Raw genomic sequence first — 25,085 nt, 5'->3', positions numbered from 1 at the left:
ACTCCGGGGCTTTGCAGCGTGCGGTTCGGAGCACCCCATGAGCAACAGCAGCAAGATGCCGCCCGCCGGCGCCGTTCCCAGCCAGGAAGGCGCCGCCGCCCCGCAGTTTCTCGGCACGCGTATTCGCGGCCTGCGCAAACGCCGGGGCATGACCCTGGCCGAGCTGGCCCAGCAGAGCGAGCTGACCGCTGGCTACATCAGCCAGCTGGAACGCAACCTGTCCTACCCGTCGATTCCGGCGCTGTTCAACATCGCCCGCAGCCTGGGCGTGACCATCCAGTGGTTTTTCGCCAGCGAAACCAGCACCGACCCTGAAGACAACGGATACGTGGTACGTAAAAACAGCCGCCTGAGTGTCCACTACGAAGATGGCATCGTTGACCAGCTACTGACTCCGCAGCCGAACCGTGAGCTGGAAATGCTCCACTCGCGCTTCCCGCCTGGCACCTACAGCCAGCAGAGCTACAGCCATGAAGGCGAAGAAGCCGGCTATCTGCTGTCCGGCAGTTTCGAGCTGTGGGTGGGCGATCGCTACTTTCAGCTCAACGAAGGCGACAGCTTCAGTTTTTCCAGCCAGGAACCGCACCGCTACGGCAACCCTGGCGAGGTCGATGCCGTGGTCATCTGGGTGATCACGCCACCGACCTTCTGAACCCCAAGACAAAAACAATAAAGGCATGCCATGACCGACCTGATTATCCGTGACCTGAACAACGGCTTGCTGACCCTGACCTTCAACCGGCCAGACAAGCTCAACGCCTTGAACAGTGCCATGTACAGCCAATTGGGCGAGATGCTGCAAGCAGCCAGCGAAGACCGGCAGGTCGAGGTCATCGTCATCACCGGCGGCGCCCAGTGCTTCAGCGCCGGTAACGACCTCAAGGATTTTCTCGACAACCCACCCAGCGACATGGACAGCCCGGTGTTTCGCCTGATGCGCATTGTCATGGCCCTGGACAAGCCGCTGATTGCCGCCGTGTCCGGCGCTGCCATCGGTATCGGCACCACCCTGCTGTTGCACTGCGATCAGGTGCTGGTCAGCCGCTCGGCCAAACTGCGCATGCCCTTTGTACCGCTGGGCTTGTGCCCGGAGTTTGGTTCCAGCCTGTTGTTGCCACGCTTGCTGGGACACCCCCGGGCGGCTCGGCTGCTGTTGTGCAACGAGCTGCTGACCGGTGAACAGGCCGTGCAATGGGGCCTGGCCAATGAGCTGCATGAGGACGGCGAACAATGCCTGAGCGCTGCCCGGCAATTGGCGCAGCGCCTGCAAAGCCTGCCGCAGGAAGCGCTGCGGGTCAGCAAACGGTTACTCAAAGATACCCATCGGGCAGAACTGGAAGCCTGCGTGCGTCGCGAGGGTCTGCTGTTTATCGAACGTCTGCATACGCCCGAGGCGAAAGCGGCGTTGCGTGCTCTGGTAAAGGATTGACGGTGGGAGCGGGCTTGCCCCGCGATACGATGCTGCTGACAAGCCGCAATCGCGGGGCAAGCCCGCTCCTACCCGGGGAAATCCACAGCAAGCTCTGGCGCGCAAGCCGGGAGCTGCTAGCTTTGTTGAAGTCATCTCACCCGCGTCATCGCAACCATTGCCAAGGAACGAAAGCCGATGAAATCTGCACTGCGTTCAACCTTACTCTGCTCCGCACTTATCGTACTGGCCGGATGCGCCAACTCCAGGGTCGACCCCAGTGAATATTCCGGATTCCTCAAGGACTACAGCCGCCTGAAAGAGGCCGAAAGTATCTCCGGCGCCCCGGTAATGCGCTGGATCTCCCCCAACTTCAAGGCCGCCAACTACAAACAGGTGTACATCGAGCCCAGCCAGTTCTACCCCAAACCGCAGCCCACCGACGTGATCACCCCACAAACGCTGCAGCAGATCACCCACTACTACGACACGGCGCTCAAGCGTGAACTGGGTGCGGTCGTACCGCTGGCCACAGGTCCGGGCCCGAACGTGCTGGTGGTGCGCCCGGCGATTACCGCGGTGGCAACCCACACCGAAGGGCTCAAGCCTTATGAGGTGATCCCGATCGCGCTGGTGACGGCAGCCGTCATGACTGCTGCCGGTGGTCGTGACCAGGATGTCGACATCGCCACCGAAGCGGCAATTCTCGATGGCGGCAACAACACAGTGGTCGCCCAGGTGGTACGCAAAGGCGCCGGCACGGAGCTTGAGAACAAGACCACCAAGCTGACGGTGAAAGACGTCCAGCCGGTACTCGACGGCTGGGCCTCGGACATGCGCCGTAGCCTGGTGAAGTTCAGGAGCGAAGCGCGTTAGTCACTCAACTGACTGTCGATAACAATGCTGCCGCTGAGCAGCTTGTGCACCGGACAGGCGTTGGCCACGCCCAGCAGACGCTCACGCTGGGCCGCATCGAGATCACCGTGCAGTTCAATGACACGCTTGATCTCGGTGCTCATCGGTGTGGTTTTCTCTTCCTTGACGATATCCAACTGCACATGCACATGCTGCAGCGGCCATTCCTTGCGTCGGGCATACATCGACAAGGTGATGGCGGTGCACGCTCCCAGCGCCGAGAGCAGCAACTGGTGAGGATTGGGGCCGGCGTCGCGGCCACCGAGGGCCTGGTTTTCATCCGCCAGCCACTGGTTCGCACCGGCGGAAAGGTTGACGGTATAGGGGATCTCACCCAGTTCGGCGTGAACAGTCGAATCGGTCATCTGCACTGGCTTCCTTTGCGAGGGTCAAGCCAAAAGGGCCTGACGCGAGTGTGTTCACACTAACGTCAGGCCCCTTGCAAGGGAAGTCACGGCAACGAACCGCAGCGTCCTGTCCCTGGAACGCGACTCAGGCGAAGAGCGAGTAAAGAATCGCCGACAGGGTTATCAGACCGATCAGTACCACGAAGACATTCGACACCTTGCCCGAATATTTGCGCAGCGACGGCACCTTGTGGATGGCGTACATCGGCATCAGGAACAACAGGCAGGCGATAATCGGCCCGCCAAGGTTCTCGATCATCCCCAGGATGCTCGGATTGAGGGTGGCCACGGCCCAGCAGGTCAGCACCATGAACAGCGCGGTCAGTTGTTCCAGGCGCTTGGCTGGCAGTTGCTTGCCGCGGCTGCGCAGGCTTTTCACGATCATGCCCTGGAAGCCTTCGCTGGCACCGATGTAGTGTCCCAGGAACGATTTGGTGATCGCCACCAGGGCAATCAGCGGCGCGACAAAGGCAATGACCGGTGTCTGGAAGTGGTTGGCCAGGTACGAGAGGATCGAGATGTTCTGTTGCTTGGCCGCCGCCAGATCGGCCGGGCTCAGGGCCAGCACGCAGCTGAAGCAGAAGAACATCACCGTCAGCACCATCATCACATGCGCGCTGGCCAGGATGCGGCTGCTCTTGTGGTCGGCCTGTTCGCCGTAACGGTGCTTCTGGTCAACGGCAAAGGCCGAGATGATCGGTGAATGGTTGAACGAGAAGACCATCACCGGGATCGCCAGCCACAGGGTCTTGAAGAACAGGTCCAGCGGCATGCCTTCGGATGCCTGGGCGAAGAACGCGCCGTTCCAGTTGGGGATCAGGCTCAGGGCCAGCAGCAACAGCGCAGCCACAAAGGGGTAGACCAACAGGCTCATGACCTTGACGATGATGCCCTGGCCGCTGCGCACCACGATCATCAGGCCACAGATCAACAGCAACGCCAGCAAGGCTCGCGGTGGCGGAGTCATGTGCAACTGGTGCTCCATGAAACTGCTCAGGGTATTGGTCAGCGCCACGCTGTAAACCAGCAGGATGGGGAAGATGGCCAGGAAGTACAGCAAGGTGATCAGCTTGCCGGCGCCGACACCGAAGTGCTCTTCTACTACTTCGGTGATGTCTTCGCTGGCGCCGCGCTTGCCGGACAGCACAAAGCGGGTCAGGCCACGGTGCGCGTAGTAGGTCATCGGGAACGCCAGCAGCGCCAGCACCAGCAGCGGCCAGAAGCCCCCTACCCCGGCGTTGATCGGCAGGAACAGGGTACCGGCGCCAATGGCGGTGCCGTACAGGCCCAGGACCCAGGTGGTGTCGTGGCGATTCCAGGTTTTGCTTTGCGCCGGCGCAGCCGTGCTCGCACCCAGGTGGGTGGTGGTGTTTACATCAGTCATCGATATTGCCTTGTAGTTGTTTTTGTTGCTTATGAATAACTTGATCGCGGGGCAAGCCCGCTCCCACCGGAGCTGTGGGAGCGGGCTTGCCCCGCGATAGGGCTTAACTCAACACTCGACAAAAGCGACGGCCAGGCCGCCGCGCGAAGTCTCCTTGTAGTTGGCATGCATGTCGGCACCGGTATCGCGCATGGTGCGGATCACCCGGTCCAGGGAAATGAAGTGTTCACCATCACCGCGCAAAGCCATCTGCACAGCGTTGATGGCCTTGACCGCCGCGATGGCGTTGCGCTCGATGCACGGCACCTGAACCAGACCGCCAACCGGGTCGCAGGTCAGGCCGAGGTTATGTTCAAGGGCGATTTCAGCAGCGTTCTCCAACTGCATCGGCGTCGCCCCAAGCACTTCGGCAAGCCCCGCTGCAGCCATGGAACACGCCGAGCCCACCTCCCCCTGACATCCCACTTCAGCGCCGGAGATCGAGGCGTTCTTCTTGCACAGGATGCCCACGGCGGCAGCACTGAGGAGGAAATCGACAACATCGTTGTCGCAGGCATCAGGATTGAACTTCATGTAGTAATGCAGCACCGCCGGAATAATCCCGGCAGCACCGTTGGTGGGCGCGGTGACCATGCGCCCGCCCGCGGCGTTTTCTTCGTTGACCGCCAGGGCAAACAGGTTGACCCACTCCATCGCGCTCAATGTCGAGCCGATCACATTGGGCTTGCCCAGCTCCTGCAAGCTACGGTGCAGCTTGGCGGCGCGGCGTTTGACCTTGAGCCCGCCGGGCAGGATGCCTTCGTTGCGCAGGCCGTTGTCGACGCACTCGCGCATGGCCGCCCACAGCTTGAGCAAGCCACTGCGCACCTCGGCCTCCGGGCGCCAGGCCAGTTCGTTGGCCATCATCAGTTGGCTGACGCGCAACTGGTGCTGTTTGCACAGCGCCAGAAGCTCGGCGGCACTGTCGAAGTCGTAGGGCAGCTTGACCTGCTCGCTGCTGTCGCCGGCAGCGCCAATCTGCGCAGCCTCGACAATAAAACCACCGCCGACCGAATAGTAGGTCTGCTGCAGCAATGAACCGCTTGCACTGCTGGCTTCCAGGGTCATGGCATTGGGGTGGTACGGCAGGCTTTCGTCGAGCAGCAGCAGGTCGCGGCTGCAATCGAAGGGCACGGCATAACGACCGTCGAGCTGCAGCACCTGGCTGTCCTGCAACTGCGTGATAAGCGGTTCGATACGCTGCGGGTCGATCTGGTCGGGCCACTCGCCCATCAGCCCGAGCAAGGTGGCACGGTCAGTGGCGTGGCCGACACCGGTGGCCGACAGCGAGCCATACAGACGAACCTCTACCCGACTGACTTGCTCCAGCAGGCCCTGCTCACGCAAGGTCTGGGCAAAGGTCGCAGCCGCCCGCATCGGGCCCACTGTATGGGAGCTGGAGGGCCCGATGCCAATCTTGAAAAGGTCGAAAACACTGATAGCCATGCTAATGCCTGCACGCTCAAGCGACGAATGTCGCCCTGCGGCGTTATGAAAAAATTGAAGGGTTTCGCGAAGTTGCGCGATACTGCCCGGTCACCGTGGCATTGACCAACGAAACTTTCTAAGCAAGCCTTTAGCAGAACTAAACGATGAGACGACAGATGAATGGCCAGATGTATGTCTGGCTGCACGTGTTTTCCTGTGCGGCGCGGCACCTGTCGTTCACCCGCTGCGCCGAAGAACTGCACATCACCCCAGGAGCCGTGAGCCAGCAGATTCGTCAGTTGGAAGAGCGCCTGGGTTTTCGTCTGTTCCTGCGCCGCGCCCGTGGCGTGGAACTGAGCGCCGAGGGCCAGCGCCTGGCACAGACGGTCAGCGAAGCGTACGGCAGCATCGACGCCGAACTGCTGCGCCTGGACGCCGGCGAAATCCGCGGCACCCTGCGCCTGCGTTCGATCCCCTCGTTTCTGGCCAAATGGCTGACCCCACGCCTGCCCCGCCTGCAGCAACGCTACCCGGACATCCAGCTGCGCCTGGTGGCCGAAGACAGCAGTCAGGCCTTGCATGAAGGCGACTTCGACCTGGCCATCGACCTCAACGACGGCAGCTACCCGGGCATGCACTCAACGCCGCTGCTCGATGAACAGATCTTCCCGGTGTGTTCGCCGACCCTGCTGCGTGGCCGCCCGCCCCTGCATGGCCCTGGCGATCTGGCGCACTACCCGTTGCTGCACGACATCACCGCCTGGCGCGGCAGCTCGGAATACGCCGAATGGGAGTTTTATCTGGAAGGGATTGGTGCCAGTGGCCTGGACGTGCGTCGCGGGCACACCTTCAACCGCAACCACCTGACCATTGAAGCGGCAATCGCCGGTATTGGCGTGGCCATCGCCCGGCGTACCCTGCTCAATGACGAGCTGGAGCGCGGCACCCTGATCGTGCCGTTCGGCCTGCCGATCGCCAACCACAAGCGCTACGTGCTGCTCTATCCGCCCGGTGGCCTGGCGCATCCGAGCGCCCGGGCGGTGCATGACTGGCTGGTTGAGGAAGCCGGGATCTTCCGCTCTTTACACGCCCAGGCACAGTGAATCGCTAGTAAGCCTGCTTGCCAGTGAAGGCATTGAGCGTGCGCACCAGGATCACGAAATCGAGCCACAGCGACCAGTTGTTGATGTACTCGATGTCAGAGTCGACCCGCTGGATCATTTGCTCGATGTCTTTGGTTTCACCCCTGAAACCACGGACCTGCGCCAGGCCGGTCATGCCGGGTTTGATGTTGTGCCGGGCAAAGTAGTCGACGATGTCCTGAGAGTACTGCGTATCGTGTTGCCGGGCGTGCGGACGCGGCCCCACCAGGGACATTTCGCCCATCAGCACATTGAACAGCTGCGGCAGTTCGTCGAGGCTGGTGCGACGGATGAAGGCGCCCACCCGGGTCAGCCGCGCATCATTTTTCTGCGCTTGCCTGACCATGCCATCTTCCGGCTCATGAACAACCATGCTTCTGAATTTCCAGATACGGAAGGATTCCCCGGTCCAGCCCATGCGCTCCTGCCTGAAGAACACCGGGCCCGGGCTGTCGAGTTTGATCGCCAGGGCAACAGCCAGCAGCACCGGTGATGCAAACAGCAGGATAAGGGCTGCGAGGACTTTGTCTTCCAGGTTTTTCAGGAACAGGCTCGTCCCCGTCAATGGCGTTTCAGACAAGGTCAGCACGGGAATGCCGGAAATTTCACGCACACTGTGATTGATCAAACGCAGTGAAAAAATATCGGGCACCCAGTTAACCGCAATGCACTTGTCGAGCAACTTCAAGTACACGTCATTAATGACTGCCGAACCGCTTAGCGGCGTGACCAGATAGACAGTCCTGATCGCATGCTGGACGACGATCTCATCCAGATCGCAGATATGCCCCAATACAGACAGGCGATTCTTGCCCTCTGCGTAATCGCCGCTGTCGCCCTCACCGGTCAAGACACAGCCAACAATCCGCTCACCGAACCAGGGGTTGTTGCTTATCTTCTGATGCAGAAAATGAGCGAGGTCGCCAGCACCAATGATCAGGGCATTTTCCAGACGATAGGCGTGCGCAAAAAAGCGCTTTTGCACCTCGCGCACGGCAAAGTGCAGGAATAGCTGAACAAAATAGCCGATGACAAACAGCTCCCCCACCAGCATGCGCGAATAGCTCTCGCTCTGCTTGGTCAGGAACGCCATGACCACAAGAAAACAAAAGGTGGCCGACCATGCTTTAAACAGTCTGAAGGCCTTGATGGACAGCCCGACATTGCTGCGGTAAATGGCGTAGTGGTCGTAAATGACGGCCAATGCACCGATCAACAGCAACATCATGATGACGTAATCAGAAGTGATGTAACCGATCTGGTCATTGATCAGGTACCAGGCAACGCCGGTCACCGCAATACCGTCGAGACCCGCCTGGATGGCGTTACTGACACTGCTTCTGCGCTGGAGTAGGGAGCGGCTGCTTCTGGGTTCGAAAACCATTACTAGACCTCGTCAATTGAGATACCACACGCGTTCCCAATATTTCCCAGCCCTGAAGGCGCTTGTGATATCACTGTAGCAGTAGCAAGCAGCCATCGCTGGCTGAGTCATCCCTGCCGTTTATTTTGGCTGAATCGGACGATCCGCTGGTCCGGGTATTCCCTAGGAAGGCCGGGGCGTGTTCTGTGCATCCCCCACTGCTGCCCTGGTGCAGAAAAGCATCCGCAACAGAAACAATGGATTGCCCACCACATAGCGCAGGAATAGCCGCTTTGGTTCTCTGAGCAACCTGTAGAGCCACTCGCACCCTAGCCTGCGTAACCATTGTGGCGCCCGCGTTACCTTGCCGCCGAGAAAATCCAGGATCGCCCCGCCGCAGATGATCAGGCAGGGCACGTCGACGGCTTTGAGTTGTGCGGCAACGGCTTCCTGCCTGGGCATCCCCATACCCAGCACAATCAGCTCAGGCCGGGTTTGCCGTGCCAGGTCGATGTAGGTCTGCACCTGGGCAAAGCCATGATGAACCGATACCACCTGCACACCGGACAGCGCTTCGCTACGCAGAGCCGCCTGGCTCAGGAACGGCTCTTCAGTCCCCCAGAACGCCGCACGGCGGCCCTTGAATGTCGCCAGCAATTGCGGAATGAAGTCCGTACCATTCATGTTCAACCCGGGATCGAGGCCCAGGCGACGGTACAGAAGCGCCATGCCGACACCATCGCGTAACAGTACATCCGCCGCCGACAAGGCCTTGAAGTATTCGCCATCGCCGGCCACCAGGTTCATGGCATGGGCATTGACGAACCCCAGCACGGTCGGTGCTTCGGGTGCGGACAAGGCTTGCAGCAATCCCTGTTTGTCACCTGCGCTACCGACCACCCGCAATTTGCCGATAATCGATTTCCAGCTTTTCTGCGCGGCGCCTTCATCCATTAGCTGTCATCCCGTTTCGAGCGCACCCATTCGACCTGGCGCTTGATCAGAAAGCCCAGATACAGCGGTATCTTCTTCGCCGCATAAAACGGTGCATACAGCAGCACGGAAAACCCGATCAGCTCACGGCAGAAGCGCTTCCACGCCAACAGCACAGCGGCAACCAACAGGACCATCGCGCCCGTGGCGATCAACGCCGGCACCCACACACCGAACAGCAGAAATGCCAACCATGAGGCACTGAACACAACCATCAAGGTCAAGGTCAGCAAGGCCAGCGGCGGGACCATCAGATCCACCGTCATCGCCAGCAGGTTCCAATTGCGCCGGGTGATCGATGCTGCCAGCAACTTCGGCGCATCGCCCAGCAGCACCCCCAGATGACCACGCTCCCAACGTGCGCGCTGGCTAGTGAGCCCCTCAGCGCTGCGTGGGAAGAAGCTGGTGACCTGTGCATCCGGACAAAACAATGGCGGCTTGCCGTTGCCGCAAAAATCCAGGCCCATTTTCAAATCTTCGACCAGGTGACCGCTGGCCAGATCGACCAGTGCCAGGTCTCGCCAGTCGATCGCCATGCCCGTTCCCATCAATTGGCAGGGCAACCCCGCTCGCGCCCAACCGCGTGGCCGCACCAGGTTCTTGACCCGCCAGGCAAACTCGGCGACCTGGACTTTCAGCCCCGCGCCTGCAGGTGCACACATCAGGTCGAGGGCCTGCACTGGCCGCCCGGCACTGACGCAACTGCGCGCCAGATGATCAATGCCGCGCTCACTCACCTGACAATCGGCGTCGATGATAATCACCACCTCAGGCGCCGCCCCGGCCAGATGACGCACACCACAATCCAGCGCGTAGCCCTTGCCACGCCGTTGCTCATCCCGACGCTCCACCACTTCTGCGCCAACCGAACGGGCCAGCGCGGCCGTGTCGTCGTTACAGTTGTCGGCAACCACCAACAGCCGGTCACCTTCCAGCAGCTGCGGGCGAATGCTGTTGAGCGTCGACACGATGCCCGAGGATTCGTTGTGCGCGGGTATCAACACCGCCACGCGCGGCCGCGCACGGTTCAGCTGCAACCCAGGTCGCGCAGGCAGGCAGGCCAGCAGCACCTGCGCGAACAGCACCAACACCGGCAACAGCGTGAGTAGCGCCACTGCTCCCAGCAACCAAGCCAGTAAAGTAATCATGCGGATGCCTTAAAGTAGCCGGCCAGCCTGGCCGCTTCACTGTCGATATCGTGGCGTTGCAGCACACGCTGATAGGCCGCCTCCCCCATGCGTTGCAAGGTGTCGACAGGTTGCGCAAGGCAGTCGGCCATGGCTGCAGCTAACTCCTCCACCGCCCCGGCAGGAAACAACCAACCGTTCTCACCCTGGCGAACCAGCTCGGGAATGCCCGCCACATAGGTCGTCAGCACCGGCCGGCGCAAGGCCATGGCCTCCATGATCACCACTGGCAGGCCCTCGGCGAAACTCGGCAGTACCAGGGCACGGGCGGCAAGGATCTCATCGCGTACCTGGGCACTGCTGATCCAGCCGGTGATGCGCACCTGTGCCTGCAATTCATGGCGGACGATCAGCGCTTCGATATCGGCGCGCATTTCCCCGTCACCGGCCAGCACGATTTCGAACACCACCGACTGGGCGGCCAACAGCCGCGCAGCTTCAAGGAGCAACAGCTGGCCCTTTTGTTCACACAAACGCCCGACGCAAACCAGGCGCGGCACATTGGCGGCCATGACTGCGGGCACTTCGTGAAACATGCGCTCGAGGCCGCAATGCACCACCTTGACCTTGGCCCAGTGCTCATGCGCCACCCAGCGGAACAGCTGACTGCGCCCGTAGGAGCTGACCGCCGCGACGAACGCAGCACGCCGGACTTTTTCGCCCAGATACAAAAATTGCGGTTTGTCGAACTCTTCCGGGCCATGCACGGTAAAACTGTAAGCGGGCCCACCGAGTACGTTGGCCAGCATCACCACCTCGGTTGAATTGGTGCCGAAATGCGCATGCACATGCTCAGCGCCGTACGCCTGCAACCACTGCACAACACGGCACGCCTCGGCCAGATAGACCAGATGATAGGGCCACGGGCGATCAGCGCGCAGGCCCATGCGCAGGGCCAGCCACAGGGCCGAACCAAAATGCCGCGGGCGAGCACGCAGCACTTGCAGCAACGGCACGAGCAAGCCCTTGACGCCGTCTTGCAGCACATAGCGGGTTTTATCCCGCTCAGACAGGTCCTCGGCGTCCTGCAACTCAGCGTCCCAGCCACGCAAGGCAATGCGTTGAATCTCGATGCCCTGGCGTTCCAGCGCCAGAATTTCGCGGCGAATGAAGCTATGGCTGACCTTGGGGTACTGATTGATGAAATAAGCAATGCGCATAGGAGCCCGACTGTTTACCCGCGTTATGAATGATCAGACCTGCCCCGCCAGCCACCAGCCTTCTATCTCAGGCTGGCGATCACCGATGGCTGGCCAGCTGCCGAAGCCTGCGACAGCGAGGCCTGCTTGAGTACGTCTTCATAGATCCCCTGGAGCTCCAGGGCCTGGTCGCTGCACAACTTGATACTGGCTTTGAAGGGGTTGCGGTGTTCAAGGAAGCGCTGCTGGTTTTCGAGCACATCGGACAGCGCCTGGCGCAAGTACTTTTCATCAGTGCTCAGCGGGATGATGGTGCCATTGACGCCATCGACGATATCTTCAACCGTTCCGCCGCCCTGGGTGCTGATCACCCAGACGTCGCGGGCAAGCGCTTCGCGCACCGACAAACCGAAGGTTTCTTTCAACTGCGTCGGGAACAGCAGGACATCGATACCGGAATAGAACGCGTCCATGTTGGCCTGGGCATAGCCAGGTATGAAGGTGACGGTCCCGGGAATCTTGATGCTGTCTGGTTTGAATGAACGCAAGCCAAGGTGCAGCTGGCTGTCCACCACCTTGAGCTCATAGTCCGAGCGGTTGAGCGAGGCAAAGGCACGGGCCAGCAAGGTCACACCCTTGATCGAGACATTGCCGCCGACATAGCCGAACCTGAGGGTCTTGCCCGGTTGCTTACGGTAGTTGGCCGCAGGCGCCAGGATGCCATTGTTGTTGACCCGGATCTTCGTGGCATCAAAGCCGTTGGCGATATACAGGTCCCTGGCAAACTTGCTCGGCGCCAGTAACAGGTCGGCCTTTTTCAGCATGTTGGCCAGCCACGGCTGGCGGTAATCGTTCAGGACCGGATCGTCTACGCACTTCGCGCAGACTTCAGTGGAAATCCTGGTTTGCCCGCAGTATTGCCCATGGTTATTGATCATGAACTGACGACCACAGATCCACCAGGTGTCATGCAGCGTCACCACAAAAGGAATGCCCGCCTTGCGGCAACTTTCCGCCAGCTGCGCCCCGAGTCCTTGCACCGAATGCAAGTGCACAAGGTCTGGCGCAACACTGCTGAGCATGGCCTCGAAGATCGCGATAGTCGCGGGGTTCTCAAAGTGTTCGGAGCGCTCATCGGGCAGCCCCATGCCGATTACCGCAACCTTGTTGACCTCATACCTGAACAGGCCGTACGGCGCCGCGTTGGCGACTGGCAACGAGGTGAAAACGAATGGCTGCAGTTGCGCTGCCTGCGCCATCAGCCGCGTCATCTGTTCGGCAATAATCGTGGCGCCGCCATAACTTCTCGGGGCGAAGAATATGTTTGCCGACAGCACGCGCCTGGCGCGAGTCTTCGCCTGTGCCGGAAAGATCCGGCTCAGCGGCTGCCAGTTCCTGCTGTCGGATTCAGCATCCGGGGTCTGCTCGACCAGCGTCACATGCCTGGCGCCAGCCTCGGTCATTGCCAGGGCCAAGGTGGCTGTCGCAGCGATGGCCCGGTCACACGACAGCAGCGCCTGTTGATACAGCGCCACGGCCGCCAGCAGGTTTGCGATGGCATCGGCGCTCAATGCAGTCAGATCATTGCCCTGGCGATACGCCTGCGGATCGAAAATCAAGTCATCGGCGTCCCAGTAGGACGTGACCTTGAGGCGCCTGGCCTCCTCGATCAGCTGCAGTACATCGGCGAAAGCAGGCACCCGAAAGAAGATCACCGCGCAACACATCTGCAGTGCATTCAGACAAGCGCCGTGGTCACGCCAATCCACAACGCGGCATCGGTAACCGAGGCCCTCGAGCGCTTGCTGGATCTGCGCCACCCGCGATTTTGGGTGTTGCGACAGGTCAGCCTCGCCGACCAACACCACTTCATTGGCGAACAGATCGCTGGCCGGTACATCAGGGTTACCCAGGGGCAGGCTTTTCTTGGCATCAGGTGCTTTCCACAGCAGGCCCGGCCCCTGCTTCAACAACTCCTGCCAGACTTTTCTCAGGGTTGGATACAACCCGGCTTTCTGCACGTACGCCCGAAAGCGCTGGTCTACCCGTGGTTCGGTTACAAGGTGTCGGAGCAACGCGGCAGCCCTTGCCGTCAAGGGCGAACCGGTCGGTGCGCTGTGGACTTCCTGTACTGCCAGTGCGGCGCCCAAACGCTGCCGGTGCAGTTGCAGCTGCCTTTGCCCATCCGTGCCTGCCAGGGCGCTTTCGATGTGGGCAAAAACATCATCCAGTAACGCCTGGCGTCTGCGGTACATCGCGCGTTTTTTCGCGGCGATGTCATCCGCCGCACGCATTGACTGGGCCAGGGGGATGTTGAAGAAGTCTTCGCGAGCCGAGGGCGTTGCGCCATTTTCCAGCCAGATGACATCGTAGTTGGCCGCCAGATCCTGGGCTTTTTCCGCACCAAAGTAAGGATGACGATGGTGCCTGTACGCGTCGCCGACCGCGTAAATCCTGGTAGCGCCCAGCGTTCTGGCAACGCACTTGATGGCTTCGATCAGAAAGCTTCTGGGCCGCAGCCCTTCAAAGTCCTTGGTCAGGTCCCGGTAGATACTCAAGGACCTTTCACTGTCGATGCCTTTGTGAATGCCCTGCACCGCGCCAATGAACAGGCACAGTCCATCCGAGGTGCGAGACAAGGTGAAGGCGATTGATGCCACGCGCAAATCGCCTTGAAACACGTTCAGCACCAACTCCCCTTCGCGCTTGAACCAGATTGGCCGATCCAGAACCAGGGTACAGGCGCTGGAGTAGCTCGACAGGTCGCACAGGGTCAGACGTTCGTCACGCCCCAGCAGCAACAGCGCGGGAAACTGATCGCTGATCGCTTCATAGTGCGAAGCCACCGCAGCAAGTCGTGCCGGGGCATTCCAGCACTTGCTGATGTAGGGCCACTGCACCACGCCAATGCAATCCTCCCCCAGTTTCTCGAAGCCGTCACTGCCGAGCGCATTCGACATGCGTGTCATGAACGAGCGCAGGTCTGACCACTGCCTGGTCATCACCAGCACTAACTTGAACTTGTTGTTCAACGCCCGTAATGAATATCCGGGCTGCAACGTGAGCACACTTTTCAATATCGATCGATAAATCATCGGTTTCTCACTTGTATTCGATCAATACCGCTTTGCCGGCACCGAATCTGTTCAATAGGAACTTCACCTGCCCCAGCATCTCGGGAAACTTGCCAAGCACCAGGAACACTGCCTGCAGCCAGTTTTCGCGCGCCGACCTGACACCCCGGCGTGCCAGGCGCACGGCCTGCAGCGGGTAGATCAACAGCAGCAACAGCCCCCACCCTCCGAGCCATGCACTGGCCGCAACAATCGCCAGCGGGATCGCCAAACCCCAGATCCAGATACGGCGTGACTCTCGCTGCCAATGCCGCTCCGGCGCAGCCCCATGCAAAAAAGCACCTTCGGCAAAGGCATAGCCGCCACGTAGACTGCGCTGCCACCACTGGCCAAAGCGGGTCATGGCGGCGTCGTGCAGGGTCATTTCCTCAGGCAAACGCCAGATCTTCCAGCCTGCAGCGCGCAGCCGCACACACAGTTCGGGCTCTTCTCCGGCAATAAGGCTGGCGCGATACCCGGACACGGCGGCAAAGGCATCCGCGCGCATCAGCGCATCACCGCCACAGGCCTTGGTCTCACCAATCGGCGTGTCCCACTCCAGATCACACAGCAGGTTATATACCGAACGTTGCGGAAAGCGTTCGCGGCGCCGCCCGCACACCACCGCGACCGCAGGATGGGCATAAAGAAACGCCTGCGCCTTGGGCAACCAGCCGGCAGCCACTTCGCAATCGCCATCGACAAACTGCACATGACGCATTGTCGGCAACAGGCGTTGCAAACGGGCAAAGCCTTCGTTGCGCGCACGTGCTGCAGTGAACGGGCGCGTCATATCCAGCGCCAACACCTCGACGCCGCGCTGGCGTGCCATCTGCACCGAACCATCCACCGAACCCGAGTCGACGTAAACGACCTTGTCCGCGCTACCCTCCAGCGAAGCCAGGCAGCGTTCAAGCCGCTGGCCTTCGTTCCGACCGATAACCACAACGCCAATGCCTTTCACCATGGGCCTCACTCGCGACGATCAACTGGCTGACTCAGGTGTATTCCATTACTTCAGTGGGCTTTCTCACCTTTATAGTCGCTGGCACGCCAACGGCCAGTGAATTGTCCGGCACATCGATCAATACCACCGCGTTGGAGCCGATAATCACATTGTTGCCAATGCGAATATTGCCCAGCACCTTGGCGCCGGCGCCGATATCCACGTTGTTGCCGATTACCGGTGCGGTGGGTTCATCGACATTTTTCAGGCCGACCACTACGCCGTTGCGAATACGGCAGTCATCACCGAATTGCGCATAGCCGCTGATAACGATGCCGCCAAAATGGTCGATGACGAAGTTGCGCCCGACCACCACCTCACAGGGCAATTCCACCCCCGTGACGATCTGTACCAGCTTGAACAGCACTTTGTAGACAAACGAACACAGCTTGCGCAGCAACGCCGGACGCACGCCGTAGCGCCAGCGTCCAAAGCGATACACCAGCATCACCCAGAAGCCCTGAGCCCCCCAGTCGCCACGGTATGCACGCAAGTCCGCACGTATGTTTTCGAACATGAATTCACCTACCTTGTCGGTTGGCTAGCGAAGCGGGTATCGAACAACAGCGACCAGGTGGCACGGGTATGCTGCCAACATGCCCTGATGGCGGCCCGGCCTCGTCCTTTCAATAGCGCCTTGAGTGCCAGCAACAGATCCCCCAGGCACACCAGCAACATATGCAGGGCCAGCCCTGGCACGCCATGATGTTTGCGGAAATACAAAAGCTCGCTTTCGATCTGGTAGTTCGATATCTGGCGGCTGGCCGCCTCCAGTTCGGCAACCGACTTGGAGCTTTCGCCACCAATGTGCACGACCGTGGTATGCGGATAGAACACCACCTTCCAGCCGGCCTCTTTAACGCGTTTACAGTGGTCCACCTCCTCGTAATAGAGGAAGTAACGCGGGTCGAACAGGCCAACCTGATCGAGCACTTCCCGACGCACCAGATAGAAGCAGCCTGGCAGCCAGTCGCACTCCCGGACCGCGTCATGATCCCAGCTCATTTCGTCGACCATTTTCAGCCACGGGAAAAAACGCCTGAGTCCGGTGCGGGCAACAAATACATTCAACGGCGTTGGAAAGTAGCGGCAGCTGGGTTGCAGATCACCCTCGCGCCCTACCAGGCGAACGCCCAGGACACCGCAATCAGGGTGGGCGTCCATGTATTCGATGGTTTTGCCCAGGCTGTCGGCGGCCACAAAGGAGTCGGTGTTGAGCAGCAGCGCGTACTTGCCTTGCAGGTGTTCAAGCAATTGATTGTTGGCACGACCAAAGCCGACGTTTTTCTCATTGCTCAGCAACTTCGCCTCAGGGCATACCTTGGCCAGGCACTCCAGCGAATTGTCGACCGAGGCGTTGTCCACCACCAGATAGCTGGCAAGCTGTTCGCTATCGGCCTGACGCAGCGCGTCAAACATCGGCTGCAACAAGGCTGCGGTATTGAAGTTGACCACCAGCACGTCGACGGGCTTGCTAGCCATTGTTTCCTTCCCCGAAAAAGTACTGCCGCCTTGCCGCCACAAGGGTTGGCTCCAGCGCCGGGTCGAAAGCCCCATTGCGCTGCCTGACCAGGTCCATCCACGGATAAGCAACGCAGCGCGCTTCAATCCTGTTAACCAGTTCTTCGGTGGTGCAAATGACCTTTGCCGGATTGCCCCCGACCACCGTGCCGGGTGGAACATCTTTGGTAACGACAGCACCCGCAGCGACAATCGAGTCAGGCCCGATGGTCACGCGCGGCATGACAATGGCGCCATGGCCGATAAAGCAATTGTCGTGGATATCGATGTAACCGACCGAGTCGAGGTGCTTGCCGTAGCGCACTTCAATTAAAGCCACCACCGCGTCATGGCCGATCAGCGTGCAATCGGACAGCCCCACATAGCTGCCGATGCGCACCATCGTAGGGTCGGTGATGTTGCACCCGCTGCTGATATGTACATGGTTGCCTACCGAATGAAACTTTCCCCATCGTTTTAAATACAGGCCCCACTCGCAGGCATTGGGGTTGCACACCTTTTTGTAGAGTGGGCTGCCACGCCCGGTTGAGTTGACGTAATAGGTTATTGCGCTCCTAATCCATCCAAACATTCTGCAACCCTCGCAAGTGAAGCTGTTTCGGACTGTCCCTGAGTTGAATCCGGTCTCGTTCTTGTTGGTGCTGACCAGATTGCACTCGTCACTTTCAACCGCGCTGTTTCTCAACCTTCAGACCTGCAACGCTGTGCTGCCTGATTCAAACAACCGCTTTGCTCGCCACCTTCATCTTGTCATTCAGGTGATCCGCCAGCCGCAAGGCAAACTGCAGCAGTGGCATCGTCGGGTTGGAGGCGCCGCCCTTGGCAAAAATGCTGCTGCCGGCAACGTAAAGGTTTTCAGTGCCGAACACCTTGCAGTTGGCATCGACCACACCGGACTCCGCCGAGGCCGCCATCCGCGTGGTCCCCATATGGTGGGCATGCGGTGCTATTTTCAGTGGCACGGCGGTGTCATAGACGTAATCGTTGAGCTTGACGAAACCCAGCCCCGCTTCGGCAAACTGCTTGGCGATTTCACCGCCGATGCACTTGATGGTGTGCCTGTCGTCGGGGCTCAAGGCCCAGTTGACATTGACCTTGGCGACACCCAGCGGGTCTTTTTCGTCCAGCAGCGAGATACGACTTTGCACGTTGGGAAACTGCTCGAGCATGGTGCTGATAACGCCGTCCCCCGGGCAACTGAACTTGGCAATGAATTCAATTTTGCTGGCGACGCCCATTTCACAGGCGAGGTTTTCAAGAAAGTGTTTGACCTCGGCGGTTCGGCCGTAAGTGCGCACATCCGATAGCACCGAAGTGGCGACATTGCCTTTACCCGAACGGTACTCCGCGACAAAGGCATCGGTGGTGTAATACTCGCGCGGCTCGGTTCCCTGCCCTTCTTTCAATATGAAGGTGCCCATATCGATGTTCAGGTGTTCCATGAAACACCCGCCCACCAGACCGTTGCGATTGACGATACCGGCTGCCAGCAGCGACTCACTGTTGAGTAATTGCCGGGCATTCTCGATGGCGCCCGTGGCCAGAATGAAATGGCCTGCCAGCAGTCGTTCACGGTGCAGGTCGTAATCCGACACCAGCGCAGCCACCAGGCGGCCTGAAGCCTGATCGAACTCAAGATCGACACAGTTGCAATTGATAAAGACATCAAGCCCCGGCGTCTCGTTGAGCGCCGCAGCATACTTTTGCGCAAAACGCGTCGGCGGGCTGAGCAGGAAACGGTCAGCATCGAACTCGCCGCCCTGCAAACCGGTGTTGCGCGCCTGAAAGCTTGCCCCTTGCGGAAGGTCGACGATATCCATCGCCGCCGGCAGATAGCGCTCGATTTCCGCGTACGGGATGGGCCAACCGGGCAGGTTGCCAGGCGGCGAGACGGCGAAGTCTGAGGGCTCGAACGGGCGGCAGCGCCCTGCCCAGTGATTGGACGTGCCGCCCAGATAACGCAAGCGCGTTTCCTCGGCGTACATCTCAAGGCCTGTCGATGTGCAGGCGTAGAACGCTTGTGACCGTGGTGAGTACTCGTGCCCTCCGCCCTCGACCAGGACCACGCTCCACCCGGCCCGGGCCAGTTGCAGGGCCAGGGTGATGCCAGCCGGGCCTGCACCGATGATGGCAAAGTCATAAGCGTCACGCAGCGCTTTTTGCGTTTGATAGTCCTTGATCATGCTTGTGCGTTCCGGAAGTACTCAGAAGGCAACACCCAACCATTGATCACGACAAACCCGGTCTTCTCGGCAGGTTTGTGTGCAACGCCTGCAGAGAAGCCAAACAGCGCCCCGCCAACGCCCAGCACCACACAACTGCCCAGAAAGCCCCTGCGACCTAATAGTGGAGTACAAAACTGCAGCTTCCCCATGATCCCAAGACCTATGCCATTTGTCGTTTTTAGAGGAATAACCGGACACGCGTCAAAGCCAGTTGAAAAAGCTCGTTGCCAGCGCGCCACACAACGCCCCGACGGCCACGATCGGGAGCACCGCAAGCTCGCGCTTGAGGTCGAAAATGCCTAGCTTGCGGTTGACGTACACAATCAGTACAAGGGTCGGGAACGTATGCAGGGCCACCCCCCAGATCGCATAGTTCACGCCACCAATGGCTAATAATAACGGTAGCAGCCCCCATAACGAGACGAGGCGAATAATGTTGTCGATCGCCTGGTATTTCGTCAGACCCATGGCAAGCCAGACCTGGTGCGCCAGGGTGTAACGCAAAACCAGAAACGACAGCGACAATATCGCAAGGATAGTGCCTGCATCGGCATACCGCTCATCGTACATCCAGCCAATGAGCATCGGGCTTGCGGTCAGCAGCACACCGCAGGCAAACAGCGAGACCAGGTCAACCAGCAACTTGAAGCGCATGTACAGCGCCTTCAGGCGTTCGCTGTCGCCCTCTCTGGCGGCTTCGCTGAAGGCCGGCAGGGCCACGGCGCCGAACAGCTTCATCAGGCCGGTCTGGATCGAACCGAGAATCAACACGGCAATCGAGTACACGCCCAACTGCGCCGCGGTCATGCTGGCACCGAACCAGATACGGTCGCCATACATGGCCAGCACGCCGACGACCGACGACACCAGGATCCAGCGACCGAAATTGACCAGCTCGGTCAGTGCCGAGCGATCCCATTGCAGGCGGTTACGCGGCCCCTGCAGCGCCACATGGCCAAGGACAGTGCTGGCCAGGGACGCCAACACGCTCGCGATCACCAGCGACCAGATCGAGCGGGTGAAATAGCCGATCAGCAACATCACCACCAATCCGACGACCTGCGACGTCAGATCGATCAGCACCACGCGCTTTTGTTGGAAAGTTCGCACAGCGACATCTATCTTTGTCGACTGGAAGCCGAAGATGATTGCCGATATGCCGGTGATCGCCAGCACCAACGGCAGCTCCGGTGCGGCATAGGTGGAACCCGCAGGCCACAGGTTGGCGAGCTGGGCAAGCCAGGAAGCGATGGCCAGCAGCAGGGTCAGGGAAAACAGCACAAAGCCGCGGATGATCTGCACTGTCCAGGCGGTATTGAGGAACAGCGGATCGTCGCCACGCCGGCTCTGGATGATGTTCTGGCGTAAACCGACATCCGATAGCAGGTGCAGGAGTACCGACACCGTGGTGGCAATGACCATCACCCCGAACATTTCCGGTACCAGCAGGCGGGCAATGATCAGGTTGCCGCCCAAGCGAAGGACTTGCGATAGCACCAGCGACAACACGTTCCAGGCCCCGGCCCAGATTGCACGTCTTTTGAGGCTCACCGGTGCTGACACATCAATCGACGGCATGACATCAATCTCTGACTGAATGGCTAGAAGTCACTATAGTTTCAATTAGCCATGATGCTAGCCGTCATCCACCAAGGGACAGGTGCCCATCGCCAATGCCTGAACATTTTCGTGCGCTTATCGTCATTCTGTTTCTGGCTGGCATCGTTTTCATCCTTGCGCGCCGGCCAGCCACAGACCTGATCCCATCCCGCGACTTCAAGCGGCGACGTAACCTGTGGTTCGCTGTAACCCTGCTGGCCTTTTTCTCCCACAGCTTCTGGCTGTACGCCGGCGCCATGACGATCATGCTGACGTTCGCAGGACGACGCGAACACAACCCCATGGCGCTGTTCTTCCTGCTGCTTTTCGCTATCCCGCCGGCATCAGTACAGATCCCCGGCTTCGGGCCAATCAACTATCTGTTCGAACTCAACCACATTCGCTTACTGACGCTGTCTGTGTTGCTCCCCGCTGCCCTGTACTTGAGCAAACAGAGCGACACCCTGGCCTTCGGCCGCACCTGGTCCGACAAGCTGCTGGCTGCCGGCCTGGTGCTGATGAACCTGCTGTACTTGCGCGAAACCACCCTCACCGACACTTTGCGCCAGACGCTCTATCTCTACGTCGATGTGTTCCTGCCGTATTACGTCGCCAGCCGGGCACTGAAAGATTTGAGTGATTTCAAGGACGCCCTGCTGGCCTTCGTGCTCGCCGCTTTCGTCCTGGCGATCATCGGCGTCGCCGAGTTCACCCGCCACTGGTTGCTGTACAACGCCCTGACCGACGCCATGGGCGTGCAATGGGGTATGTCCAACTACCTGAGCCGTGGCAACTCATTGCGCGCCAGCGCCACCACCGGTCAGGCGATTGCCCTGGGTTACGTCATCAGCGTGGCGATCGGCTTTTTCCTCTTCGTGCAGGGCTATGTACGCAGTCGCTGGCAGCGTTATCTCGGCGCCCTGCTGTTATTTGCCGGGCTGATAGCGCCGCTGTCGCGTGGCCCGTGGATTGGTGCGCTGATCATCGTTGCGGCGTTCATCGCTACCGGCAGGGGCGCGGTCAGACGCCTTACCCTGCTCGCCCTCGCGGGTGTGCTGGCGATTCCCTTGCTGACCCTGGCGCCCGGTGGCGACAAGGTGCTCGACCTGCTGCCCTTCGTTGGCAACCTGGAAAAAGAGAACATCACCTACCGCCAGCGTCTGCTCGACAACTCGTGGATCGTCATCCAGCGCAACCCGTTGTTTGGCTCATTCGATTATCGCAACACCCCTGAAATGCTATCGATGATCCAAGGCCAGGGCATCATCGACATCGTCAATACCTACGTGAGCCTGGCGCTGCGCACCGGCCTGGTCGGGTTGACGCTCTTCGTGACGTTCTTTCTCAGCGTATTGCTGGGGATCCGCAAGGCAATGCGCGCGTTCCCCGACAGGGACGATGAACAACGACAGCTCGGGCGAGCGCTGCTGGCAACGCTGGCCGGGATCCTGGTGATCATTTTTACCGTCAGCAGTATCACCGTGATCCCGGTGGTGTACTGGTCGGTCGCCGGCGTGGGCGCGGCCTATGTGCAGATGGTACGCAGGCTCAGGTACACCCAGAGCGAAAACCTTCTCCGTACTGGACTTCAACCCAGGTAATGTCAATGACCTCACGTGCTCTACGCCCCTTCCTGCGGGCTTCGGCATTCGTTTGCCTGGCCATCTTGCCGCTGGCCAGCGGGGCAAGCGACTGGACCGTCAGTGTAGAAGAGCAAAATGGCCTTCCGGTGCTGACCCGCGGCGGCGGCCCGGCGATGGTTTCCAGATTCGACTTCTGGGCCGCCGACTGGGGCTGGACGGGTTTTCCCACTGCGTTCAAGGTCAAAGCGCCCTACCGCTATACGCTGTCGGGCAGCAACAAAAGCCTGGACTTCGATCTGCAGGCCGATATCCAGAAGCAGTCGTCGCAGACATTGACCTGGACCTTCGACCTCAATGCACACAGCCAGAAGTCGAACGTTGAGGGCGGCGGCATCGTTTTCCAGTTCGACCCGGAGCTGATTGCCGGGGAAATGGGGGATCCTGTGCTGCTACCCGACAACCGCGGCTGGTCGTGGGGGAAAAGCCAGGGGCGGCGCCTCGAGATGCGCTTCGAACCAGCGCTGGCGAAGGTGTATTTCGAGCAGGGCAACAGTGCCCAAGTACGTGCGTTCTTCTACAAGGGCTCGATCCCCGCCGGTCGCCAGCAGGTCAAAGCGGTGTTGAACCTCACCGGTGACATTGCCCTGGGCCAGACCCCGAGTGAACGTTTCGGCCTGGCAGACCCTGCCACATGGCCAGACGGCCAGCTCGACTGGCGAACCTCGCCGGTCGATCTGTCATTTCTCAATGCGCCAGAAAAACCGGCCGGCAAGCGCGGCTTCGTCAAAGCCGCCGGCGAACAGCTGCTGTTTGCCGATAACACCCCGGCGCGCTTCTGGGGCACCAACGTGTCGGCCTATGCGATCTTCAATACATCCGACGAAGAGATCAAACAACAGGCCAAACGCCTGTCGGCACTGGGCTTCAATCTCGTGCGCCTGCACCACCATGACTCTCCGTGGGTCAGCCCGAACATGTTTGGCAAGGCTGACGCCATCGAGGACACCCAACAGCTGAGCGCTGCATCGCTGAAGAAAATCGACTGGTGGATCAAGTGCCTCAAAGACGAAGGCATTTATGTCTGGCTCGACATGCACGTGGAGCGCGCCCTCACTGCCAACGACAACATCTATGCGTTCCAGGAGTTGCCACAGGACCAGGGCAGAGCCGGCCTCAAAGGCTATGCCTATGTGAACATCACGCTCCAGCAGGCCATGAAACGCTTTGCCGAGGATTACCTGACCCATGTAAACGCTTTCACCGGCCTCGCCTATAAAGACGACCCGGCGATAGCTGCGGTATTGATCACCAACGAAAACGACATCACCCAGCACTTTGGCAATATTCTGCTGCCGGACAAGGATGTACCCAAGCACAGTAAACTCTACATGGATGAGGCCAGGGCCTTCGCCAAGCGCCACGACCTGCCGGCCGGACAAACCTGGCGGGCCTGGGAGTATGGCCCGTCGAAACTGTTTCTCAACGATCTGGAGCGGCGCTTCAACGTCGATATGATCGAGCACCTGCGCAGTATCGGGGTGAAGGTACCCATCGCCACCACCAGCACCTGGGGTGGTAACGGGCTTAGTGCCTTGCCAGCCCTCACTGCAGGCGACGTGATCGACGCCCACAGCTACGGCGGCGCAGGCCAGCTGGAGAAGAACCCGCTGACCAGCGACAGCATGATCAACTGGCTCGCCGCCGGCCAGGTCGTGGACAAGCCACTGACGGTCACCGAATGGAACACCGAGCCCTTCCCCACCCCCGACCGCCATTCTCTGCCGCTGTATGTTGCCGGTACCGCCAGCCACCAGGGCTGGGACGCACTGATGCAATATGCCTACAGCCAGCAAGCCTTCGATGCCGGGTGGATAAGGACGGGCAACTGGAACGCCTACAACGACCCGGCGATGATTGCCACCCTCCCCGCTGCGGCCTTGCTGTACCGCCGCGCCGATGTCCACGAAGCCACCACCCGCTATGTCTTCGCGCCGACACCCGACACCCTGTTCAACCAACCGATCACCGCCAACAACTCGGTGCTGCTGCGCACCGCCATCGAGAAAGGCAAGCTGCAAATCGCCATGCCCGAAACAGCGGAGCTGCCGTGGCTACAGCCAGGCACCAAGGCCCCACAAGCGCAGGTACTGCTTGACCCTGGCCAGTCGCTCCTGGACGTCGACGCCAGCGAGTCCACCAGCGACACCGGTGAACTCAAGCGCAACTGGCAGCAAGGCCTCTACACCATCGACACACCGCTGACCCAAGCCGCCACCGGCTGGCTGGGTGGCAAGTCGATCAGCCTCGCCGACATTCAGCTCCAGGTGACAACCGCCTACGCCAGTGTCGTGGTGCAAAGCCTTGACGCAAAGCCGCTCAGCCAATCGCGGGAGCTGCTGATTTCACTGGGCACCCGGGCGGTGCCGAAAGCCGATGACATGACGCCTTTCAATGTCGAACCCCTCGAAGGCCGCTTGAGCATCAAAGCGCCTGCTGGCTTGAAACTGTTCGGCTACCAGGCACGCGGGCCACTGAAAGAGTTTGCCGCGACCTACCAGGATGGCCGTTACCTGATCACCTTCGACGGCAAGCAAATGTCCAACTGGCTGTTCTTGAAATAGGCCATTTCGCCT

General features: G+C 60.0%; 20 protein-coding genes and 1 pseudogene. 6 read left to right on the top strand and 15 right to left on the bottom strand.

Going from position 1 to position 25,085, the window contains the following annotated elements; genetic code table 11:
* Positions 1-55: 55 nt before the first annotated feature.
* From AC07OF_RS15535 to AC07OF_RS15525, 3 genes are all read left to right on the top strand, one after another.
* Entirely contained in the window at positions 56-652 is a 597-nt protein-coding gene (locus AC07OF_RS15535; RefSeq protein ID WP_342625635.1) for a cupin domain-containing protein, read from the top strand.
* Between the two features lie 30 nt (positions 653-682).
* Positions 683-1,429, top strand: a complete 747-nt coding sequence (locus AC07OF_RS15530; RefSeq protein WP_495073116.1) for an enoyl-CoA hydratase — start codon at positions 683-685, stop codon at positions 1,427-1,429.
* Positions 1,430-1,606: 177 nt separating this feature from the next.
* Positions 1,607-2,284, top strand: coding sequence for a DUF3313 domain-containing protein (locus tag AC07OF_RS15525; RefSeq protein WP_038610530.1), 678 nt, complete (start codon positions 1,607-1,609; stop codon positions 2,282-2,284).
* Here the strand turns inward: AC07OF_RS15525 and AC07OF_RS15520 are convergent.
* The 3 genes from AC07OF_RS15520 to AC07OF_RS15510 form a co-directional block, all read right to left on the bottom strand.
* The gene (locus AC07OF_RS15520; protein WP_157192442.1) at positions 2,281-2,688 is read right to left on the bottom strand and encodes an OsmC family protein; all 408 of its coding nucleotides are present in this window, start codon (positions 2,686-2,688) and stop codon (positions 2,281-2,283) included. The two genes, AC07OF_RS15525 and AC07OF_RS15520, sit on opposite strands and share 4 nt — an antisense overlap.
* A gap of 127 nt (positions 2,689-2,815) precedes the next feature.
* A complete protein-coding gene (locus tag AC07OF_RS15515; RefSeq protein WP_157192441.1) occupies positions 2,816-4,114 on the bottom strand; it encodes a serine/threonine transporter in 1,299 nt (432 codons plus the stop codon).
* A 108-nt stretch (positions 4,115-4,222) separates the two neighbouring features.
* Positions 4,223-5,599 (bottom strand): L-serine ammonia-lyase, encoded by a 1,377-nt coding sequence (locus AC07OF_RS15510; protein WP_495073115.1) that lies wholly within the window; start codon positions 5,597-5,599, stop codon positions 4,223-4,225.
* Positions 5,600-5,745: 146 nt separating this feature from the next.
* Here AC07OF_RS15510 and AC07OF_RS15505 point away from each other — a divergent pair, with 146 nt between their 5' ends.
* Positions 5,746-6,684 carry a LysR substrate-binding domain-containing protein gene (locus AC07OF_RS15505; protein ID WP_157192439.1) on the top strand — a complete coding sequence of 313 codons (939 nt, stop codon included), beginning with the start codon at positions 5,746-5,748 and terminating at the stop codon, positions 6,682-6,684.
* A 4-nt stretch (positions 6,685-6,688) separates the two neighbouring features.
* Here the strand turns inward: AC07OF_RS15505 and AC07OF_RS15500 are convergent, their stop codons facing one another.
* The 12 genes and pseudogenes from AC07OF_RS15500 to AC07OF_RS15445 all read right to left on the bottom strand — a co-directional run bounded on the left by AC07OF_RS15500 (position 6,689) and on the right by AC07OF_RS15445 (position 20,848).
* A complete protein-coding gene (locus AC07OF_RS15500; RefSeq protein ID WP_495073114.1) occupies positions 6,689-8,107 on the bottom strand; it encodes an undecaprenyl-phosphate glucose phosphotransferase in 1,419 nt (472 codons plus the stop codon).
* A gap of 162 nt (positions 8,108-8,269) precedes the next feature.
* The gene (locus AC07OF_RS15495; RefSeq protein WP_495073113.1) at positions 8,270-9,040 is read right to left on the bottom strand and encodes a WecB/TagA/CpsF family glycosyltransferase; all 771 of its coding nucleotides are present in this window, start codon (positions 9,038-9,040) and stop codon (positions 8,270-8,272) included.
* Positions 9,040-10,227: a glycosyltransferase family 2 protein gene (locus AC07OF_RS15490; protein WP_495073112.1), complete on the bottom strand. Its 1,188-nt coding sequence runs from the start codon at positions 10,225-10,227 to the stop codon at positions 9,040-9,042. The genes AC07OF_RS15495 and AC07OF_RS15490 overlap by 1 nt, the downstream gene beginning before the upstream one ends.
* Entirely contained in the window at positions 10,224-11,426 is a 1,203-nt protein-coding gene (locus AC07OF_RS15485; protein WP_157192435.1) for a glycosyltransferase, read from the bottom strand. The genes AC07OF_RS15490 and AC07OF_RS15485 overlap by 4 nt, the downstream gene beginning before the upstream one ends.
* A 62-nt stretch (positions 11,427-11,488) precedes the next feature.
* Positions 11,489-12,868, bottom strand: coding sequence for a glycosyltransferase family 4 protein (locus AC07OF_RS15480; RefSeq protein ID WP_495073130.1), 1,380 nt, complete (start codon positions 12,866-12,868; stop codon positions 11,489-11,491).
* Positions 12,869-13,570: 702 nt separating this feature from the next.
* A pseudogene (locus tag AC07OF_RS15475) lies at positions 13,571-14,500 on the bottom strand (DUF535 family protein); the annotation flags it as partial.
* Positions 14,501-14,507: 7 nt separating this feature from the next.
* Positions 14,508-15,485 (bottom strand): glycosyltransferase family 2 protein, encoded by a 978-nt coding sequence (locus tag AC07OF_RS15470; protein ID WP_157192433.1) that lies wholly within the window; start codon positions 15,483-15,485, stop codon positions 14,508-14,510.
* 31 nt (positions 15,486-15,516) lie between these two features.
* Positions 15,517-16,041 (bottom strand): serine O-acetyltransferase, encoded by a 525-nt coding sequence (locus AC07OF_RS15465; RefSeq protein ID WP_157192432.1) that lies wholly within the window; start codon positions 16,039-16,041, stop codon positions 15,517-15,519.
* Between the two features lie 8 nt (positions 16,042-16,049).
* Entirely contained in the window at positions 16,050-17,006 is a 957-nt protein-coding gene (locus AC07OF_RS15460; protein ID WP_157192431.1) for a glycosyltransferase family 2 protein, read from the bottom strand.
* Positions 16,999-17,616, bottom strand: a complete 618-nt coding sequence (locus AC07OF_RS15455) for an acyltransferase (protein WP_157192430.1) — start codon at positions 17,614-17,616, stop codon at positions 16,999-17,001. Before AC07OF_RS15455 ends, AC07OF_RS15460 begins: the two co-directional genes overlap by 8 nt.
* 145 nt (positions 17,617-17,761) lie before the next feature.
* The gene (locus AC07OF_RS15450) at positions 17,762-19,228 is read right to left on the bottom strand and encodes an FAD-dependent oxidoreductase (RefSeq protein ID WP_157192429.1); all 1,467 of its coding nucleotides are present in this window, start codon (positions 19,226-19,228) and stop codon (positions 17,762-17,764) included.
* A 243-nt stretch (positions 19,229-19,471) separates the two neighbouring features.
* On the bottom strand, positions 19,472-20,848 hold the full coding sequence (locus AC07OF_RS15445; protein ID WP_157192428.1) for an oligosaccharide flippase family protein: 1,377 nt from the start codon (positions 20,846-20,848) through the stop codon (positions 19,472-19,474).
* 95 nt (positions 20,849-20,943) lie between these two features.
* Between AC07OF_RS15445 and AC07OF_RS15440 the strand changes: the two genes are divergently transcribed.
* Together AC07OF_RS15440 and AC07OF_RS15435 are read left to right on the top strand one after the other, a co-directional pair.
* Entirely contained in the window at positions 20,944-22,470 is a 1,527-nt protein-coding gene (locus tag AC07OF_RS15440; protein ID WP_495073111.1) for an O-antigen ligase family protein, read from the top strand.
* Between the two features lie 5 nt (positions 22,471-22,475).
* A complete protein-coding gene (locus AC07OF_RS15435) occupies positions 22,476-25,073 on the top strand; it encodes a cellulase family glycosylhydrolase (protein ID WP_157192426.1) in 2,598 nt (865 codons plus the stop codon).
* Positions 25,074-25,085 lie beyond the last annotated feature (12 nt).

It is taken from the genome of Pseudomonas sp. GW821-FHT10B02, assembly GCF_059415665.1.
The sequence above is the reverse complement of the archived record's forward strand: the minus strand, read 5'-3'. Positions and strand labels throughout refer to the sequence as shown.

Excerpts from the sequence above, each read along its gene's own strand:
- AC07OF_RS15535 (WP_342625635.1), top strand. The coding sequence starts at position 56 with ATGCCGCCCGCCGGCGCCGTTCCCAGCCAGGAAGGCGCCGCCGCCCCG.
- AC07OF_RS15530 (WP_495073116.1), top strand. The coding sequence starts at position 683 with ATGACCGACCTGATTATCCGTGACCTGAACAACGGCTTGCTGACCCTG.
- AC07OF_RS15525 (WP_038610530.1), top strand. The coding sequence starts at position 1,607 with ATGAAATCTGCACTGCGTTCAACCTTACTCTGCTCCGCACTTATCGTA.
- AC07OF_RS15520 (WP_157192442.1), bottom strand. The coding sequence starts at position 2,688 with ATGACCGATTCGACTGTTCACGCCGAACTGGGTGAGATCCCCTATACC.
- AC07OF_RS15515 (WP_157192441.1), bottom strand. The coding sequence starts at position 4,114 with ATGACTGATGTAAACACCACCACCCACCTGGGTGCGAGCACGGCTGCG.
- AC07OF_RS15510 (WP_495073115.1), bottom strand. The coding sequence starts at position 5,599 with ATGGCTATCAGTGTTTTCGACCTTTTCAAGATTGGCATCGGGCCCTCC.
- AC07OF_RS15505 (WP_157192439.1), top strand. The coding sequence starts at position 5,746 with ATGAGACGACAGATGAATGGCCAGATGTATGTCTGGCTGCACGTGTTT.
- AC07OF_RS15500 (WP_495073114.1), bottom strand. The coding sequence starts at position 8,107 with ATGGTTTTCGAACCCAGAAGCAGCCGCTCCCTACTCCAGCGCAGAAGC.
- AC07OF_RS15495 (WP_495073113.1), bottom strand. The coding sequence starts at position 9,040 with ATGGATGAAGGCGCCGCGCAGAAAAGCTGGAAATCGATTATCGGCAAA.
- AC07OF_RS15490 (WP_495073112.1), bottom strand. The coding sequence starts at position 10,227 with ATGATTACTTTACTGGCTTGGTTGCTGGGAGCAGTGGCGCTACTCACG.
- AC07OF_RS15485 (WP_157192435.1), bottom strand. The coding sequence starts at position 11,426 with ATGCGCATTGCTTATTTCATCAATCAGTACCCCAAGGTCAGCCATAGC.
- AC07OF_RS15480 (WP_495073130.1), bottom strand. The coding sequence starts at position 12,868 with ATGACCGAGGCTGGCGCCAGGCATGTGACGCTGGTCGAGCAGACCCCG.
- AC07OF_RS15470 (WP_157192433.1), bottom strand. The coding sequence starts at position 15,485 with ATGGTGAAAGGCATTGGCGTTGTGGTTATCGGTCGGAACGAAGGCCAG.
- AC07OF_RS15465 (WP_157192432.1), bottom strand. The coding sequence starts at position 16,041 with ATGTTCGAAAACATACGTGCGGACTTGCGTGCATACCGTGGCGACTGG.
- AC07OF_RS15460 (WP_157192431.1), bottom strand. The coding sequence starts at position 17,006 with ATGGCTAGCAAGCCCGTCGACGTGCTGGTGGTCAACTTCAATACCGCA.
- AC07OF_RS15455 (WP_157192430.1), bottom strand. The coding sequence starts at position 17,616 with ATGTTTGGATGGATTAGGAGCGCAATAACCTATTACGTCAACTCAACC.
- AC07OF_RS15450 (WP_157192429.1), bottom strand. The coding sequence starts at position 19,228 with ATGATCAAGGACTATCAAACGCAAAAAGCGCTGCGTGACGCTTATGAC.
- AC07OF_RS15445 (WP_157192428.1), bottom strand. The coding sequence starts at position 20,848 with ATGCCGTCGATTGATGTGTCAGCACCGGTGAGCCTCAAAAGACGTGCA.
- AC07OF_RS15440 (WP_495073111.1), top strand. The coding sequence starts at position 20,944 with ATGCCTGAACATTTTCGTGCGCTTATCGTCATTCTGTTTCTGGCTGGC.
- AC07OF_RS15435 (WP_157192426.1), top strand. The coding sequence starts at position 22,476 with ATGACCTCACGTGCTCTACGCCCCTTCCTGCGGGCTTCGGCATTCGTT.